General features: G+C 53.2%; 18 protein-coding genes. 6 read left to right on the forward strand and 12 right to left on the reverse strand.

The features are described from left to right. Positions 1-237 precede the first annotated feature (237 nt). The 4 genes from HXW87_RS03710 to HXW87_RS03725 form a co-directional block, all read right to left on the reverse strand. On the reverse strand, positions 238-723 hold the full coding sequence (locus HXW87_RS03710) for an ATP-dependent zinc protease (RefSeq protein WP_155416825.1): 486 nt from the start codon (positions 721-723) through the stop codon (positions 238-240). Between the two features lie 91 nt (positions 724-814). After that, positions 815-1,729, reverse strand: a complete 915-nt coding sequence (locus HXW87_RS03715; protein WP_042561907.1) for a cation diffusion facilitator family transporter — start codon at positions 1,727-1,729, stop codon at positions 815-817. A 158-nt stretch (positions 1,730-1,887) separates the two neighbouring features. Beyond that, complete coding sequence (locus HXW87_RS29545) at positions 1,888-2,244, reverse strand: zf-TFIIB domain-containing protein (protein WP_080896081.1); 357 nt, start codon at positions 2,242-2,244, stop codon at positions 1,888-1,890. Between the two features lie 177 nt (positions 2,245-2,421). Continuing rightward, on the reverse strand, positions 2,422-4,515 hold the full coding sequence (locus HXW87_RS03725) for a heavy metal translocating P-type ATPase (protein WP_047297379.1): 2,094 nt from the start codon (positions 4,513-4,515) through the stop codon (positions 2,422-2,424). Between HXW87_RS03725 and HXW87_RS03730 the strand changes: the two genes are divergently transcribed. Continuing rightward, on the forward strand, positions 4,457-4,981 hold the full coding sequence (locus HXW87_RS03730) for a hypothetical protein (protein WP_162184570.1): 525 nt from the start codon (positions 4,457-4,459) through the stop codon (positions 4,979-4,981). The two genes, HXW87_RS03725 and HXW87_RS03730, sit on opposite strands and share 59 nt — an antisense overlap. Positions 4,982-5,062: 81 nt before the next feature. Here HXW87_RS03730 and HXW87_RS03735 read toward each other — a convergent pair whose 3' ends face one another. Both HXW87_RS03735 and HXW87_RS03740 read right to left on the reverse strand, forming a co-directional pair. Further along, entirely contained in the window at positions 5,063-5,707 is a 645-nt protein-coding gene (locus HXW87_RS03735) for a thioredoxin domain-containing protein (protein ID WP_042561909.1), read from the reverse strand. Further along, the gene (locus HXW87_RS03740; RefSeq protein ID WP_047297380.1) at positions 5,704-6,144 is read right to left on the reverse strand and encodes a disulfide bond formation protein B; all 441 of its coding nucleotides are present in this window, start codon (positions 6,142-6,144) and stop codon (positions 5,704-5,706) included. Before HXW87_RS03740 ends, HXW87_RS03735 begins: the two co-directional genes overlap by 4 nt. Before the next feature lie 95 nt (positions 6,145-6,239). Here HXW87_RS03740 and HXW87_RS03745 point away from each other — a divergent pair, with 95 nt between their 5' ends. Then, on the forward strand, positions 6,240-6,647 hold the full coding sequence (locus HXW87_RS03745; protein WP_042562261.1) for a helix-turn-helix domain-containing protein: 408 nt from the start codon (positions 6,240-6,242) through the stop codon (positions 6,645-6,647). A gap of 288 nt (positions 6,648-6,935) precedes the next feature. Here HXW87_RS03745 and HXW87_RS03750 read toward each other — a convergent pair whose 3' ends face one another. After that, positions 6,936-7,568: an antitoxin Xre/MbcA/ParS toxin-binding domain-containing protein gene (locus HXW87_RS03750; RefSeq protein WP_080963325.1), complete on the reverse strand. Its 633-nt coding sequence runs from the start codon at positions 7,566-7,568 to the stop codon at positions 6,936-6,938. Between the two features lie 294 nt (positions 7,569-7,862). Here HXW87_RS03750 and HXW87_RS03755 point away from each other — a divergent pair, with 294 nt between their 5' ends. The 3 genes from HXW87_RS03755 to HXW87_RS03765 all read left to right on the forward strand — a co-directional run bounded on the left by HXW87_RS03755 (position 7,863) and on the right by HXW87_RS03765 (position 10,115). Beyond that, positions 7,863-8,195, forward strand: coding sequence for a transposase (locus tag HXW87_RS03755; RefSeq protein ID WP_108184288.1), 333 nt, complete (start codon positions 7,863-7,865; stop codon positions 8,193-8,195). Then, on the forward strand, positions 8,192-8,527 hold the full coding sequence (gene tnpB / locus HXW87_RS03760; RefSeq protein WP_042561913.1) for an IS66 family insertion sequence element accessory protein TnpB: 336 nt from the start codon (positions 8,192-8,194) through the stop codon (positions 8,525-8,527). The genes HXW87_RS03755 and tnpB overlap by 4 nt, the downstream gene beginning before the upstream one ends. A gap of 61 nt (positions 8,528-8,588) precedes the next feature. Next, positions 8,589-10,115 carry an IS66 family transposase gene (locus tag HXW87_RS03765; RefSeq protein WP_047297381.1) on the forward strand — a complete coding sequence of 509 codons (1,527 nt, stop codon included), beginning with the start codon at positions 8,589-8,591 and terminating at the stop codon, positions 10,113-10,115. A gap of 25 nt (positions 10,116-10,140) precedes the next feature. On the opposite strand, the gene HXW87_RS03770 is transcribed toward HXW87_RS03765, so the two are convergent. After that, positions 10,141-11,103: an arsenic resistance protein gene (locus HXW87_RS03770; RefSeq protein ID WP_108184780.1), complete on the reverse strand. Its 963-nt coding sequence runs from the start codon at positions 11,101-11,103 to the stop codon at positions 10,141-10,143. A gap of 696 nt (positions 11,104-11,799) precedes the next feature. Here HXW87_RS03770 and HXW87_RS03775 point away from each other — a divergent pair. Then, entirely contained in the window at positions 11,800-12,348 is a 549-nt protein-coding gene (locus tag HXW87_RS03775; RefSeq protein WP_010565120.1) for a 3'-5' exonuclease, read from the forward strand. A 26-nt stretch (positions 12,349-12,374) separates the two neighbouring features. Here HXW87_RS03775 and HXW87_RS03780 read toward each other — a convergent pair whose 3' ends face one another. From HXW87_RS03780 to HXW87_RS03795, 4 genes are read right to left on the reverse strand one after another with little or no spacing between them, the layout of a single operon-like run. Further along, complete coding sequence (locus HXW87_RS03780; protein ID WP_042556859.1) at positions 12,375-12,857, reverse strand: Mov34/MPN/PAD-1 family protein; 483 nt, start codon at positions 12,855-12,857, stop codon at positions 12,375-12,377. Continuing rightward, positions 12,854-14,638, reverse strand: a complete 1,785-nt coding sequence (locus HXW87_RS03785) for a ThiF family adenylyltransferase (protein ID WP_047297383.1) — start codon at positions 14,636-14,638, stop codon at positions 12,854-12,856. Before HXW87_RS03785 ends, HXW87_RS03780 begins: the two co-directional genes overlap by 4 nt. Further along, the gene (locus tag HXW87_RS03790; protein WP_047297384.1) at positions 14,622-15,872 is read right to left on the reverse strand and encodes a nucleotidyltransferase; all 1,251 of its coding nucleotides are present in this window, start codon (positions 15,870-15,872) and stop codon (positions 14,622-14,624) included. The genes HXW87_RS03785 and HXW87_RS03790 overlap by 17 nt, the downstream gene beginning before the upstream one ends. Then, positions 15,873-17,039 (reverse strand): SAVED domain-containing protein, encoded by a 1,167-nt coding sequence (locus HXW87_RS03795; RefSeq protein ID WP_042556862.1) that lies wholly within the window; start codon positions 17,037-17,039, stop codon positions 15,873-15,875. It abuts the gene before it with no gap. Positions 17,040-17,056: the final 17 nt, after the last annotated feature.

Here is a 17,056-nt window from a genome sequence, read left to right on the forward strand (position 1 = left end):
GCAGCCAACTAGTGGCAAGAATGAAGTCTAAAGATCATCATTAAAATTAACGCACACTCCACTCAGAGCCATTCATATTAGAATGGTAAGTTTTCAAGCATCTAAAAAAACTGCGACCGACTGTCCGTCTTTTTATTTGACGATTCAGTCGGCCTTTGCAACACTCAATACGAGTATGCCTTCCAGGTGCTTTGCAAATAAAGTAACTCTAAAACTATAATATAAATATATTTAAAATTAACTGCAGTGGGGTTCCTCGGTGAATTTGCGCGAAACATCGACCGCTCCCAAAGCTTCCAATGTTCGGCGTCCTATCAGTACGGGATAGTTCATCTCGCCTCGATCTTTCAGAGAAAATTCCTCTTTATAAATTTTATCTCCTATGCACATCGTCATCATGACGACTGGACGATGTTCAGCGCCGCCGGCACCTCTAACTTTTACATTTCGTTCAATCCGTCGTTCGAAGAGTGCGCTACTCACCTTCTTAGTTTTGGTGTCTTTGACTTTAACGTTAAACCGAATCCATTCTTCTCCATCTTTTTGGAATCTTTTTAAGTCCTTCGCATCCATGGATGACGTAAGAGCCCCAGTATCCAACTTTATTTTCACGGCGATATTTTCTGGTAAAAGTATCCCTTCTTCAATCCACCCGAATACCTTTTCTGGTCTAGCCGGGCTCGACAAAACCGGCTCTACTGTTAGAGACAAAAGCATTATCATGCAGAGCACAATTTAAAATAATTTTTTCATTTTAACTAGCCCTCTGGGGTGGATCCCCGAAATAACAACTTGTCTTAAAAGTGGAACTCAATTAGTGGACCTTGCCTTCATAATCGTCAACTAATTGGCTATGGAAATCTGCTTTTTCCATTTGTACAGTAGTATGACTGATCTGAAACTCTTCACTCATAAGCGACGTGACTTCAGTTAAAATATCTTGTTCACTGCGGGAGGTATAGTCAGCGACCAGGTGAACGCTCATTACACTCTTACCACTGGTTAAAGCCCATATATGCAAATCGTGCACATTTTTTACTCCTACGATTCCGTATATTTTCGCCTCCACCTTTTGAATATCGATGCCCTCTGGAACGCCCTGCAGTAATATATTCATGCTTTCCTTGAGCAGTGACCAAGTCCTAGGCAGCACCCAGAATCCGATACCTGCTGCAACAAGTGAATCAACCCAACTCCAACCGGTGAAGCGGATTACAAGCGCTGCAATGATGACGCCAATAGACCCCACCATATCGCTCCAAACCTCTAAATAAGCGCCCTTCACATTGAGACTTTCCCCACTAGCGGCACTCAACAGACGCATTGAAATGAGGTTAACTATCAGTCCCATCACTGCAATTACTAACATGCCCGTCGACTGAATTTCTGCGGGGGCGTTAAGTCGAAGATACGCTTCATAGACAATGTATATAGCGACTAAAAACAACAAGACAGCATTGAATGTGGCTGCAAGTATTTCGAATCGTGCATACCCGAACGTGCGCTTCCTGTCAGCAGAGCGTTTGGCAATATGAATAGCCAGCAAGGATATTGCCAAAGCCACAACGTCTGTCAGCATATGCGCAGCATCCGACAGTAAGGCTAGGCTGCCCGTGACAAAGGCTCCGATGACCTCAGCAATCATAAAACTTGTCGTCAGGGCGAGTGCGATCCATAACATCTTTTCATGACCCGCACGTACTTGACCGTGACTGTGCCCTGAACTCATGATTTTTCCCCAAATGTAGCCTAATGAAGATCCAACGAGTGGACTGTAGAATATAAAGACCTACTAGCACCCAAACCGTTCCATATCATCAAACCAATCATTCAAAGGTGGATACTGGTTTGATGTAGTATTCAGATCATAAGCGAGAAATCGCCATCTTAATCAAATAGTTCCTGCAAAAACGATTTTTTGCGACTCGGTTGTCCCTGATGCCCACTTTGACTTTGATGGCCACCTTCTTTCCATCCACCGCTGTGGCTCCCTCGATCTCCATGACCATGCTTATTCCCGTACTGGTTGTAACCAGGTTGTTCTGCTGGCGTCGAACTTTGGACAGGTGATGTGAGGTTCTGTGGAAGCAATCTAACGGTCTCTTGTCGCTGACTACGCTCAATAATCTTGTCGAGTTCACCTCGGTCAAGCCAGACACCGCGGCATTGCGGGCAATAGTCAATTTCTATGCTCTGGCGCTCAGTCATTACTAAAGCTATATCTTTGCAGATAGGACATTGCATATTTAATTCCTTATGTGAGTAATCAATTTTGACAATGTAGCTTTCGAATCAATACCGCAATAGTTGTGGTCCATTGAATACCACAAGCGGGCTCGTCCCCATATCGGCGAAAAGAGCCATCCACAAAGTTGCTTGGCCGGGCGAAGACGCTTTTATCTTTCATCCTCACCTCGCGATCTACTTCTTTAGCAATCGAAGTCCATTGAGCACGACAAGTATGCTCACTCCAACGTCTGCAAAAACAGCCATCCACATGGTGGCCAAACCCATGAGGGTGAACACAAGGAAAATGGCCTTAATACCTAAGGCGAACAAAATGTTTTGCTTAAGAATCACAGCTGTCTCGCGTGACAGGCGGACGAAGGCCGGAATCTTGCGCAGATCATCATCCATTAAAGCAACGTCAGCCGTTTCAATAGCGGTTCCCGTGCCAGCCGCGGCCATGGCGAATCCGATCTGAGACTTGGCCAATGCAGGTGCATCGTTTATCCCATCACCGACCATCCCCACCACGTGCTTACGGCCCTTCAATTGATCAATTACTGAAAGCTTGTCGCTGGGCAACAAGTTTCCCCGCGCCTCATCTATCCCAACTCGTTTGGCAATCGCATCAGCCGTGTACGAATTGTCGCCTGTAAGCATCATGGTCTTGATACCCAATGCATGCAGCTCCTTGATCGCTGTCTGGCTTGAGTCCTTTACGGTATCGGCTACAGCAAACAACGCAAAAACCTGACTGGCGCTGGTCAAGGCTACGACTGTTTTGCCTTGGCGCTCCAGGCTAGTCAGAGATTCGTCCAACTGCGAAGTACCGAGCCCCAACTCCTGGATCAGTCGGTGATTGCCCAGGTAGAAGAGCTGGCCTTCAATCATCCCCTTTACCCCGCGACCGGGAAGGGCCTCAAAACTCTCCACTTGCAGGAACGTTGATGCGTCCGAGCCTTCGTACTTGGCAATTGCCTGTGATACGGGGTGATCCGAGCGTGCACTGAGGCTGGCGGCAACAATCTGAGGATGTACCTCTGAGTCTTCGGCTACCGGAATGTAGTCTGTCTGAACCGGTTTCCCATGGGTAATGGTGCCGGTTTTATCGAGCGCGACGAAACTCAGCTTGGCGCCTATTTCCAGGTAGATGCCGCCTTTAACCAAAATGCCTTTGCGAGCCGCTGCCGCCAGACCACTGACGATGGACACCGGAGTGGAAATGACCAGCGCACAAGGGCAAGCAACCACCAGAAGCACCAGTGCACGATAGATCCAGTCAGTCCACAATCCGCCCATAAACAGTGGTGGGAATACCGCAATCGCGACGGCGAAAAAGAACACCCCTGGCGTATAAATTTTGGCAAACTTATCAACGAACCGCTGGGTTGGAGCTCGCGAACTTTGGGCTTCTTCAACCGCGTGAATGATTCGAGCAAGGGTCGTATTGTTGGCCTCAGCTGTCACTCGATACTCGAAGGAGCCGGATTCGTTAATGGAGCCGGCATAGACAGGATCATCGACATCTTTTTCGATGGGCAAGCTCTCGCCCGTGATGGGCGCTTGGTTAACAGTAGAGTTACCAGAAGAGACTTTACCATCCAGGCCAATTCGTTCGCCGGGGCGGACACGAACCAAGGCCCCAATCTCGACCGTTTTTACATCGACTTCCAGCCAACTACCGTTGGGTTGGCGCACGGTAGCTCGTTCAGGGGTCAAGTCCATCAGCCCCTTGATCGCATTGCGCGCACGATCCAGCGATTTCGCTTCGACCATTTCCGCAACGGTGAAGAGAAACATGACCATCGCGGCTTCTGGCCACTGTCCGATCAACACCGCTCCGGTAACCGCGATGCTCATCAGCGCGTTGATGTTCAGGTTGAGGTGTTTGATCGAGATCAAACCCTTCTTGTAGGTCGTAGGCCCGCAGAGCACGATGGCGAACAAGGCTATGACCGCTATCACCCATTCAGGCGCGGAGTTAGTGAAGTGCAGGACTTCAGCACCCACGGCAGCGACACCGGAAAGCGCTAATGGCCACCATGTGCTCTTAGGTGATTCCGCCTGGGGAAGGACTTCTGGCGTATCTGCGCTGGTTGCATTGCCATTAGCCCTCAAAGGTTCGGCGTGCATGCCCAGCGATAGCACTGCTGCCTCGATACCCAAGGTGTCGGGTAGCTCGTGCCAGACAGCCATCGTGCGGTTCATCATGTTGAACTCGAGCTTTTGAATGCCGCTCATCTTCGCGAGCTTGTCCTCGATCATGGTCTGCTCGGAAGGACAGCACATCTGCCCAATCCTGAAACTGCTGAAACGAGTCGCTTCGTCGGTATTGGTGGGAGACACGTTTTCGATGCCGACTTTGGGACTACCCGCAGCAGATGGTGGGCAGCAAGCATCGATAAAAAGGTCATTATCAACCGTAGCAGCAGGCTGGCTCGGCTCGGCAAGGCTGTACAGGGCAGATGGCGGTGCTACGACAGCGCAGTTCGATTTACTGATATCGGAGCCGGGGGAGCAGCAACCCGCGCCCTTTACTGAAGAAGGCGCTGAGCTGACGTCCAAAGTTTTCGCGGAGCAGCAACTACTGTTGGACTGTGCTGTAGTTGTATTACACATAGTCGCGGCAGGTGCACAGCAGCCGGTCGGTGCTGCCGGGTCAAATACCTCAACGGCGGCGTCACTTTTCGGTGTTTGTTCATCACCGCAACAGCTTTTCATAAAGGCACTCTCCACAATTTATTGTGAAGAGTGAACACCCTATAGCCACTATAAGGTCAAGCGGATTGTCGAGCCCGGTGAGCTTTTTTCATTCCGCATTCCGCACGCGCCCTTATTAACGAGCTTGGTTGATTTCGCTCCAAATCAGATCGTAGAGCTGTTGAGCGCCGAAGTTAGTCAGGGGTTTACCGTTAACGAAAAATGTCGGTGTTCCCTTCACACCTACAGTTTTGGCATCAGCGGCATCTCTTTCTATCGTGGCGGTGATCTCCGGCGACATCATGTCCTCACGAGCCTTAGCCACGTCCAAGCCCGCTTGGGCCGCTACGTCCCAAGCTGCTGATGCTTTCGCATCGTCATGCCACTGCGGTTGAGCAGCGAGGACAGCTTCAAGTACCGGCACAAAAACACCCTGCTTACGTGAAGCCTCGAGCAGACGTATGGCTTCTTCAGACCCTACGTGAAGCTTCACATAGCGCAGCACTAAGCGAACATCGCCTGGGTGTTGTGACATCATCTTTTTGACGATGGGGTAGAAGGCACGGCAGCTTTCACAAGATGGATCGAAGAATTCTACGATTGTCACCGGGGCGTCGGCAGGGCCGAAGCTTGGTGAGTTAAACCGCACTAGCGCGCTGGTTTGCGGTACAGGTGCTGTAGCCTGGGGCACAGTGGCAGCACGATTGTAGAAAAATGCTGCGACGGCAAAGCCTACGATGGCTAGCACGCTGATGGAGAGGACGACGGCGCGTCTGCTCATACGGTAAATCTCCGACGGATAAGAACGAGAAAAATGATCAGCAGGCTGAACGCGCCCAGCGATAAAAGTGGCAGCGGAACACCACTGAGGATGGTCATGTCGGCACCGGAGCAGGAAGGGCCGGCCCCGCAAGGTTTGATGCTTTCAGGAATCAGTCCGAAATAAAGCAGGTTGTGATACAGAGCGATGAGCCAACCCATGACTGCTAATGGCAGTGCATAGCGCCAAACACCGGTGTCCGATAAACAGCAGGCGACGCCCAATACCAGGACGAGTGGAAACATGAAGGCTCGTTGAAACCAACAGAGCACACAGGGCAGTTGCCCCATGACTTCACCAACGAATAGCACGGCGATTGTTGATACCAGAGCAAGCAACCAGGCACAGAGCAACAGCGCCCAAGCTCCGGATTGATGTTGTTTTAAGGGGGCTTCCATAGGATTCAGTCCACTTTTCTATTGAGCGCACGCAGATTTGCTTATCGCCTAAGGCGCGTAGAATGAAGATTCTAGCAACTATAAGGTCAAGCGAAATGAGTTCGACCAAATACACAGTCGGTGATCTGGCGAAGGCGACTGATACCAAAGCGGTGACCATCCGCTATTACGAGCAGGTCGGCCTCCTGCCTTCTGCAGGGCGTTCAGCATCAGGCTATCGCTTCTACACCGACGAGGAGCGCGACCGTCTATTGTTCATCCGACGTAGCCGCACACTGGGCTTCAGCCTTGACGATGTTCGAGAGTTGCTGGGCTTTGCGGATAACCGCGACGCTTCCTGCGCCAGGGTGGACGCAAAAATCGAGGGGCAGTTAGAGCAGGTTCGAATGCGCATCCGAGACCTGCAAGGCTTGGAGGTGGAGTTGGAGCGTTTGATTGCTTGTTGCGAGGGCGGCGTGATCGAGCAGTGCCGTATTATCGAGTCGATGTCCAATCCCCGTTAAGGATGCTAACCGGCCACCCCACAATTTTGGCGGGAGTCCTGTTGAATGAACTGATCATTTATATCGACTATGTGGTGGTTTCGACTCCGTCTTGGCGGTATCAAGAGTCGCAGGTGCAATGACGTAACGCACGCCGTTGAGGGATGAACCAACGCTTGGGCTTTGATGCCTATACCGGCTAGAGCGTTTGCGTTGATCATAGTGATTGACTCTCAGATTCAGTGATAGTCATAGAAGTGGGCATGCTGCTGCCCGTTATTTCCGTCCACACTGTTAACTGTGGCAGGATTAAAATGACATGCCTTCAGACACCTGAATCAGCATTTCTTCAACTAGATGTGTGCCGTGAGACGTAGTGACCATTGCCAGTGGGCTTTTTCCCAAAAAACGGGCTTTGGGTTTGGAAAGCCATTGCTTGGCCTTCCCTTCGTCCCCGAACATGATCTCGGCCATGGCGGTAATGTGTGCGAACCGGAACAGGCGATCGCTCTCATCCGACGTTAAAAGCTGATCGCTTGCCAATTTTGTTTTGAGCGTTTTGGGGTGAATGATTATGTCGCGTTCTTGCGGATTTACGGTGCCATCAGCACAAAGCGATGAAATCAGGCCGGCCGAAAAGCCAGCTACTATCATGTCGTGAATGTCTTGATCCGAAGCGTTGGAAGGGATATGGAGATACGCAGCCAACCGCTTGCGGTAAGCATGATAGGCATCCTCACGCAGGACTCCAGCAAACATCGGCCGTACTGATATTGCACTGTTCATGGGCGTCAGCACTAATGTGCCATTCGCTATCGTTAGCTCTAAATGATCACCAACACCTAACCCCATTTGGTCAAGCAACTCTGGAGGTAGGTCAATGATGATGTCGCCAGTACCGTCCTCAGTATTCTGGCACTTGACTATCCAATGCTCGCTCATGATTGTCCGGCCCTCATCCGCGACTAGAGAATGACACACATCATTATGCTCGGGCGCAGAGCTGACCAAAGGAACGTGCACTCCTCCAGTAGACATGCACTGCCGCTGCTCGAACGCCGGATAGCGAGTGCAACAGCAAAAAATGGGGCAATGGCTTTGCCGCCTTTCCACCGTCACATGGTTACGAGCTTGGTAACCGTCCGGCCAAGTCATCTACCCAGCCCTGCAAAGCGAAGACATGGTGTGCACTTAAATTAAGTGGACACCAGTTCTAGCCTTTTAAGCGGGTATTTCATGCAGCCAACACGCCGTTCCTATTCCAAATCCTTTAAAGCCCAGATCATTCAAGAGTGCGCCCAACCAGGCGCTTCGGTTGCCAGCGTCGCGCTCGGTCATAGCCTCAACGCAAACCTCGTCCACAAATGGATTCGGCTGCAAGCGCAGAAAATCCCGGCGCCGCCACCTGCATTTATTCCGTTAGCCATGCCGCTGGCCGGGGCGAACTCCCATCCAGCATCATCGAATATCTGCGTTGAAATACAGCACCCGCGCGGCATCATCAAAGTGAACTGGCCCACTGAAAGTGCTGCCGCCTGCGCGGCTTTTCTTCGAGATATTCTGCGATGATTCGCATCGACTCTATCTGGCTCGCCACCGAACCGATGGACATGCGCGCAGGCACCGAAACGGCGCTAGCCAAGGTGATCGCGGTGTTCGGTGCGGCGCAGCCGCACTGCGCTTATCTGTTCGCCAACCGTCGCGCCAATCGCATGAAAGTGCTGGTGCATGACGGCTTCGGAATATGGCTGGCGGCGCGCCGGTTAAACCAAGGCAAGTTCCACTGGCCTGGCATTCGCCATGGTTCTGAGATGGAACTGGATGCCGAGCAACTTCAAGCATTGGTGCTGGGGCTGCCATGGCAACGCGCAGGTTCTGGAGGCTCGATCATACTGCTTTAACGGCTGCCATTAGCCTATCGGTCTATCGTCGCGAAACGCCTGCTCTGGCAAAGTCCGGCGTATGACTTCTTCGCCCAATCTCGACCAACTGTCTCCCACTCAACTGCGCGTCCTCGCAGCGCAGTTGCTCTCGCAAGTCGACACTATGGGCAAGAAAATCAACCGTGATCAAACAGTCATTGAGAAAGTGACCCATGAGATCGCCCAGCTCAAGCGTTTGAAGTTTGCCAAGCGCAGCGAGCAGATGAATCCTGAACAGGCCAGCCTGCTAGATGACCTGATCGATACTGATATCGCGGCGATTGAGGCCGAGCTTCAGGCGTTGCAAATAGCACCAACGGCGACCGAGGAAAAGCAAAAGCCCAAGCGCACGGCATTGCCGGCAGAATTTCCGCGAACGTTGATCCATCACGAACCGGACAACACTCACTGCCCATGCGGCTGCGCCCTCAAGCGCATAGGTGAGGACGTTAGCGAGAAGCTGGACTACACGCCCGGCGTGTTCACCGTCGAGCGCCATGTCCGTGGCAAGTGGGTCTGCGATAACTGCGAAACGCTGATCCAGGCACCGGTTCCGGCGCAGGTCATTGATAAGGGCATCCCGACTTCGGGCCTGCTCGCACAGGTCATGATCGCCAAGTTTGCTGACCATCTGCCGCTTTACCGTCAGGAATCGATCTTCGGTCGAGCGGGCCTGGCGATTCCACGTTCAACCTTGGCTCAATGGGTTGGCGTGACCGGAGTTCAGTTGCAGCCGCTGGTCGATGCGCTGCGCGAAGTAGTGCTTGGGCAACAAGTCATCCACGCAGATGAAACACCGGTGCAGATGCTCATGCCGGGAACAAAGAAAACCCATCGCTCCTATGTGTGGGCCTACGCTACCAGCCAGTTCTCGGATGTGGCAGCGGTGGTTTATGACTTCAGCTCCAGTCGCGCCGGAGAGCATGCTCGCAACTTCCTTCAGGACTGGAAGGGCAAGTTGGTCTGCGACGATTTTGGCGGCTACAAGGCCAGCTTTGAACTCGGCGTGACAGAGATCGGCTGCATGGCCCATACACGGCGCAAGTTCTTCGAACTGCACGCTACGAATAAAAGCACGCTCGCCGAGCAAGCCCTGCGCTATATCCAGTTGTTGTACGAAATCGAAAGAGAAGTCAGAGACCTGGAGCCGGATTTACGGCGCCGAATACGGCAAGAAAAAGCCGTACCGGTGATGGATAGGCTGCATGCCTGGATGATCGCGCAGCGTGATCTTGTGCCCGAAGGTTCGGCCATCAGCAGAGCACTCGATTACAGCCTTAAACGCTGGGCAGCGCTGTCGCGCTACCTCGATGACGGGGCGGTTCCCATTGATAATAATTGGGCGGAGAACCAGATCCGGCCATGGGCTCTTGGGCGCAAGAACTGGCTCTTCGCCGGGTCGCTACGCAGCGGAAAACGGGCTGCGGCGATCATGAGCTTGATCCAGTCAGCACGGCTGAATGGCCATGATCCGTACGCCTATCTAAAGGATGTTCTCATGCGCCTGCCGACGCAGCGCGCGAGTGAGATTAACAAGCTGCTGCCGCACATGTGGGCGCCTGTTTAATCGCGCAGGGTGTCTGCCCTGGCATCTACATTTTGCGCCACACCAAAGCAGGAATTGCTCGGATGTAAATTAGTTCGCTGACCAACTCAATCAGCGTTTGAGTAATGACTGCTGCCGCAGCGAGCCCTCTGATTTCCTCGGGCAAGGCCAATGCCAATGGCAGAACCACTAATGAGTTTCGTGTCGAACTGCTGAAAGCGACTGATCTTGCCGTGCTGGCCGGTAACTTAAACGCCCGAGCCACCAGCGCACCTACCACCGGTGCCAAGAGCGTGAAACCAATGTAGGCGGGAATAACAGGCAGCAGCTTGTCGATGTCTCTGACCACCGTTGAAATCTGAGCGCCGATCACTACGACCAATACAGCCGCCATAGCCGGTACAGGCATCCAGGCCCATGCGTTGTTCCAGCTTTCAACGATGCGTGATCTCTTTGCCCCGGCAGCTGTTGCTACCGCTAAGACCAAAGGCAAAGCGATCAGCATCACAAAGGCCTCAACAAATGGGCCTATAGAAATGACCACTGTTGAGTCGTTACCCAGCATGAAGGTCAGGTACACCGGCAGCAGCACAAGCTGCATCAAAAGAAGCAATGGGGTGGCCGCCAGAGTGAGTTTGGAGTCGCCTTTACCGATATGGGTAAAAACCACCACATAGTCGATACAAGGCGTCAGCAAGACCAACAGGGCACCCACCAAAATCGCCGGGTGATTGGTTATCCCCATCGTCAATGCCCAAACCAGCAAGGGGATGGCCACGAAGTTGGCTGTGAGCAGCGCTGCCATGAAACGCTTATTTGCGAGGCCATTACGGAGATCCAAGAACGGGATCTGTAGAAACATGGCGTACATCAGCACTGCGATGGTGGGTGTCACCGTCGACCCTAATGCTTCAGACGCATTGGGGGCGAGCAGGCCTCCGAGGGCCGCGACAATGACCGCGACGAAGTAAATGGGAATCTGGTTAGTCTCTAGCTGTTCTCTGTCCACAAAATGCCCTTCAAGCGCGTGAAATTATTTTCTGAAGACAGGTTAATATCTGTAGCTGCTACAGGTTCAAGAAAATGCTTGGGGAGTTTGCATGTCAGGAATCGGGGCGCTGTCGAAATCAACGGGTTGCCACATTGAAACGATTCGCTACTACGAGAAAATAGGCCTTTTACCTCCCGCCCTGCGGTCGACTGGGCGGCATCGAATCTATACTGAAAAGCATCGATCAAGACTCGTCTTCATCCGGCAGAATCGTGAATTGGGTTTCCCGCTCGAAGATATCCGAGAACTCATCGCGCTCGCAGCAGATGCTGATCGTCCGTGCGCTGACGCGCTTTCGGTGGTCAAGAAGCACCTAGCGGAAGTAGAGTCGAAGGTAGCAAAGCTTCAGCAAATCCGGGTAGAGCTGCTCTCAATGGCAGGTATGTGTGAGTCAACATGCCTAGGTTTGAACACTCCAGACTGCACGATTGTTGAGTCACTTTTTGAACCTGCTGCTGGGGTTCGCTCTGGTTGCTGCTCCTAGACGAGTCAAGAGCATAGGGGGAGCAAGCTGCCATCGAAACCGAATAGCGCGATAGCCTCGACAGGGTGTTTCGAGCGTCCGTCTACACCAAACGGGCTGGTACAAGATGTGTTCGGCAGACGCTTACCGAGCTTGAGCGTGATCTGGCAACTACACGAAAAGGATATGACATGAACCCTGATGAGCTTTATGTTTCCGTCGACGTCGAGACTTCTGGACCTATACCAGGCGAATACAGCCTGCTTTCCATTGGAGCTTGCCTTGTAGATCAACCTGCCACGTCCATCTATCTTGAACTACGACCTGACAGTCCAAAACACGACCCAGAAGCACTGGCAGTATCGGGGCTGAGTCTGGAGAAGCTGGAGCGCGAAGGACTCACTCCGCAACAGGCGATGCTGACATTTGGTGAATGGCTGAAATCATCCTGCCAAACGGGGCAGAAGGTCATTTTCGTAGGACTCAATGCACCGTTTGACTGGTCATTCGTCAACTACTACTTCCACAAATACTTGGAAACCAACCCCTTTGGTTTTACCGCTATCGACATGAAGGCCTACTTCATGGGAGCTGTAGGTTGCAGCTGGCAGGAAACAAAATCATCCAAGATGACCGCTGCGCTGAAGCCACTCAGCGAACCGAACCATAACGCATTGGATGATGCTCGCTTTCAGGCAGAGCTCTTCGCGCTAATGCTGGCGGGTAAGGGTAACCGCTGACGCCTCCCATGGCACTGACTTGAAGCTTATCTAAGCCAAGTTGCTTCAACATATCTGCCGCCCCTGAACGACCAAGCCTTGATGCCTTCTGGTTTTTCGGACTTGCCAACGATAACGGCTATTGGGTGCGGTAGATCCTGCGTGTAACGCGCAGCAAATCTGGAGAAACTTCCTATGTCTGCCGGAGAAATCACCGGAACAGATTGGGGATGCGTATGCCAATAGCCCACCAGACGTAACCCTTGTTCGTTGGCAGCTTGGATCTCCTGACGGCACCGCTCCGCATCCAACTCTAGCCAAGACCAGCCTGACCGATCGGCGCGATGAGGCAACGTGGCCAAGGCCAGCAGCAACCCTTTCGGATTAACCGGGTTGACGAATAACTGTCCCCCTCGCTCCACGCCAAAGAGGCCCTGCCGATGACTATCCAAGATGTCCGCGACAGCTTGCGACACCAATAGCTCGGAATCCACCTCCGCCCATCTCCAGCGCCAAGCGATATCCGTCATACCATTTCATCCTTATGTTCCGGCCATCCGCGCTCGAGTAGGAGTTGCTGCGCCCCCTCTGGAAGTTTGGGCCCATGGTATTGGCCTCCTAGGCTCGGCACATCTTCAGGCCTGTAGATACTGCTGACCCAAGATGCAGTGGTGATGTTGCAGGTCAATGCACGTAAAGCCGTGTGCGACACCATAGAGGCGATATTGGTCATCCCCAGCGATCCGCCTGGAATAAAGCTCTCCCCACAAGCGGGCAGTGGAACCACACCTCCTCCCGGCCACTCGGTAAACTTATGAAGAAAATCGCCGATGTCCGTGAATAAATGACGGCCATCAAAGGTACCGGCTGGTGCGAATAGCGCGTGGCCTACCTGGGTATACGGTTCGCTCCAGGCTTGTAAAAGTCCCCAAGAAACGCCGCTGGATTTGGCTCGCCATACAGTGACCTCCGACTGCCAGTCCGCTGTCGTAATCACCACAAGATCTGCGTTATCGAACACTTCTGGTTTGCTGCTCATAACTACTTCGGCGAAAGTCGAATAAGCGGTGCATTCTGTAGTCGGAAGATCTAACAGAATCTTGTCCCTCAACGCTGAGGCTTTCAGTCTCCCTAGGCTATCCGCTCCCAGAACGTGCCGCCCCAGATTGGCTGACACCAAAGTGTCAGGATCGATGAGGGTAAGGTGGCCGACACCGGATCGTGCCAATTGTATTGCCACCGCACTGCCTAATGAGCCAACGCCAACACAAACGACTCGAGCATTTTCAAGGTGCTGTGCAGTGCCACTTATATCGCGGGACAGAATGGACGCTCGATCAAGCACGTCCAGGGCAGTTGCGCGGACAAGTGCCGGAGGATGTGCATTTGCGATAGCTGGCCGCCGGCGCGCTGTACGCAAGCCGAATTTTGCCCCCCGCTCCTGCTGTACGCCGAGCGAGCGCACATTGAGACAATATGTTGGAGCACCTGCCCCTCCTGGAAGCTCCAGAACAATCCATCGACTCGCCAACGTTCCATGCAGCTCAAACCATGCCAGCAATTGCTCGGCATCGTCAGGTTGAAGGTGTGGCTTTAGCCACAGCAATAAATCTTCTGGATCCGGGGTGCGGATATCCGGATAAGTCTGAAGCTTGACGTAAAAACCGGGAGTTTCGGCCGCGCGAATGACAGCGGAGCGCCCGACAACCCGCCGGTAATGCCCTTTGAGTGCTGCTACATTCGATGCTAACCAAACCGTTTCCTGACCGGATGGCACAGCCCGGCGCGGATCGCTGAGCGCAAACAACTGCGAGGCAGTCTGAGGTCGATCCAACAGTAAGAGGTTCTGGAATGACTGACCGTGCTGAAACGACCAGTAGGTAGTGATCTCATTCTGAAATTCGATATCGCGCGTTGCCTGGCTTGATCCCATCTTGGACAACGAAACAATCTGGGCCAAGCGAGCAAGGCTGTCCTCTACCACGACCTCTGGGGAGCCCATGATGGGGCGTTCCTGAAAGCCATGAAGGCAAAGCCCCGACTTGGTGGCATGCGGCCAAACCAGCCATGGAGAGGGTTCGACGTTCAGCCGCAAGAGTCCACGGGGAAAGTTGGAGGGGAAACCAATACGCAGACGCCGCTCCTGCCCCGTGTAATCGATGGGCAAGGGGAAGTGAAAGCACGCCGCTTCGTCAGCCCGCATGGGTGCGAGCTGGAGCAATGCATCGGCTGCATCCTGACCTAGGGTATTTCGCAGCGCGGCGATTCCGCGCTGCAATGGCGTCTTAAGAGGATCAGCCAAGGCGTCCAACTGGCTTTACGCTCGACTGAGAGGTTCCGCCACCGCTGGCCCCTCCGAAGAGCGAACCCATCGAAGCAGAGTTTCGAGTAGTGCCATCCGGTCGGCCGGGCATAGTCCAATTCGCAGGGATCTCATTGTTCACTGCCGTAATGAATGCCGGTGCAATACCGAAATTCTTTTTCACTGCCTCGGCAAAGGAATCGTTGGATTCAAAACTTTCCAAACCCAATGAAACAGATGCACTGGCGTCCGCATGCCATTTGGCAAATGCTTGGCGATAGCCTTGCCCCTCGCCCGGTCGATTCCACTTCTCTGCAAAGTTTTCGCCGTTATCGGCAGGGTTGCAGACATAGCAGTCGCTACCTCTCTGCCCGATGTGCTGCGGCATCCTGCGAACGATTTCCAAAATTGCATCGAGCGGTGCCAGAGGCTTCGCCTGCGACTCCTTTACGACATCCAGGTATGCGTGCGTGGCCAGGGTGGTGATGACCGCAGATATTGGGCGAGTATCAGCGCTCCTTGTCTTAATGGCCCATTCATCGCGATGCCGCTTGAGCAGCTTAATGGTTGCACGCAGGGGATCTTGATCGATGTAATCCTGATAATGCGGCAAAGGATCTTGTGTCGCGGCATCAAGCATCCGCTGGCTTTTGGCAACTACCAAGCTTTCCAGAGAGATCTCTTGGGCAGAAGCAACCTGCAACCAATTCGAGTAAGGGATAGGGCTGCTTGCTTTCCACCCTGTGACCCGATCCGGAACCTCCAGCTTACCTTCGCCGTTTGCTTCGCCATTTCCGTTGATCGCGCGGGCAGGCGTGACATCGATGTGGAAACCTGGATTTTCGTCGGCATAAACGATCCGGATGCCACGACGTAATTGCTTAACTTCTTCTTGGACGCGGGAGCCTTCCCTAAAACGCTGCTCAATCGCTTCTAGAACTTCCTTCGCACTAGCGCCTTGAGCGTGAGGGAGCCAGATAATCGCGTCCGCATCAATGGTGTCCAGATCCGCAGGCGCGCCGGGGATTGGCTTGATGGTCGTTTTCAGCCGCATCGAGCCTTGCACAAAGATATGGGCCTCAGCGAGCAGCGGGTTGTCGGAAGCCGAGAGGATTTTTTCCAGTTGGGAGTAGCGGTCATTAATTTTTTCGTACTGCGCTTCCGACAGCGAGATTTCCCGCGCAGCGCGAAGCAGAAAATATTCCCAACTGCTGCGCTTGGTCTGTTCGTTGCTCAAAAGCATTTACCTAGCCTCCTGGGCCACCAAGCCCAATTGCAGTGTTTGCGTAAACCGATCTTGGTTTTCTTTGTCCCGATCGAAGATCAGGTATGTATGTTGATGCTGTGTTGTGAGCAACGCGCCAAACTCGATGGCCAATGCCGCAGGAATGGCGGCGAAGACGTGGATAGGGTCAGGAGTCAGAGCCTCAAGCTGGCTCAGTCGTATTTGAAGTGCGTCACGAAAGGCATGAATCACCCGACGGTTTTGTACCATCGCATAGCTTGGCTCTGGGATCGACAGCTCTGCAATACGTGCACCGGGCAGAGCTTCGGCCACGTCGCGAACTGGAACTTGCGCAGAAATGGAGAGCACAAGCGCCAGTGGCCCGTCGCCGTCGGGGGGAGGTGTAAACAAAAAAGCGGGCGGCTCAGCGGACTGATCTGGCCAGCGCAAAAGATGCTCGCGGTGAAAGGAGAAGATCAAGCGCTTGGAACGGTCGCCGATACTCTGGCCCAACATCATCAAAGCCGGAATGTCGGCCAAGCCGACTACTGCTAGCGCAGGCGAGTCGCCATAGGTGCCGCCGCGACGCTTGAGTTGCTGCTCCAGCTCATACTGGACGCTGTCTTTGACGTTCTGCCAATAGGTAGTGTCCCTGCCACGTGGTCCGGGCGCAGCGAAGGTGATTTTGATGCCTTGATCGAAGGCGGTTAATCCCTCGGCGGACATCGCAGTCAACAGATCGCGAACGGGGATATCGTTGATCGTCTGAAAATGCTGACTCTGGACGATGAGCGGAATGGCTCTGCCACCATCGGGGGTCGTTGCCGCGAGCCGGATGCGTTCCAGGTACGCTTGGTGTAAACCACTCAAATCATTTTCAGGATACCCATCTGCGTCACGATCAATTTTGTCATGACAACCTGGGCACAGGAGCATCAGATTAGCGGTATTGTTTGTGTGCGCCTCAGCATCATGATCCGCGCGTCCCCGAGGGCCTTTGGGACTGGCGGGCAGGATATGCGCCACTTCGCCCCATTTCATTGGCTTGCCGGCACGATAATCGAACGTCAGATCCGTGCCGCACAGTTCACAATGACCAGCGGTCTGTGTCCATACGATCCGCTTCGTCTCATCATTTGTGTTGAAGCGCCCGCTTGCGGGTTTAGCGTCTTCTTGTTCTGCCATTCCGACCTACCCCAGAG

The organism is Pseudomonas sp. Y5-11 (genome assembly GCF_022368695.1).
Taxonomy (GTDB): Bacteria; Pseudomonadota; Gammaproteobacteria; order Pseudomonadales; family Pseudomonadaceae; genus Aquipseudomonas; species Aquipseudomonas parakoreensis.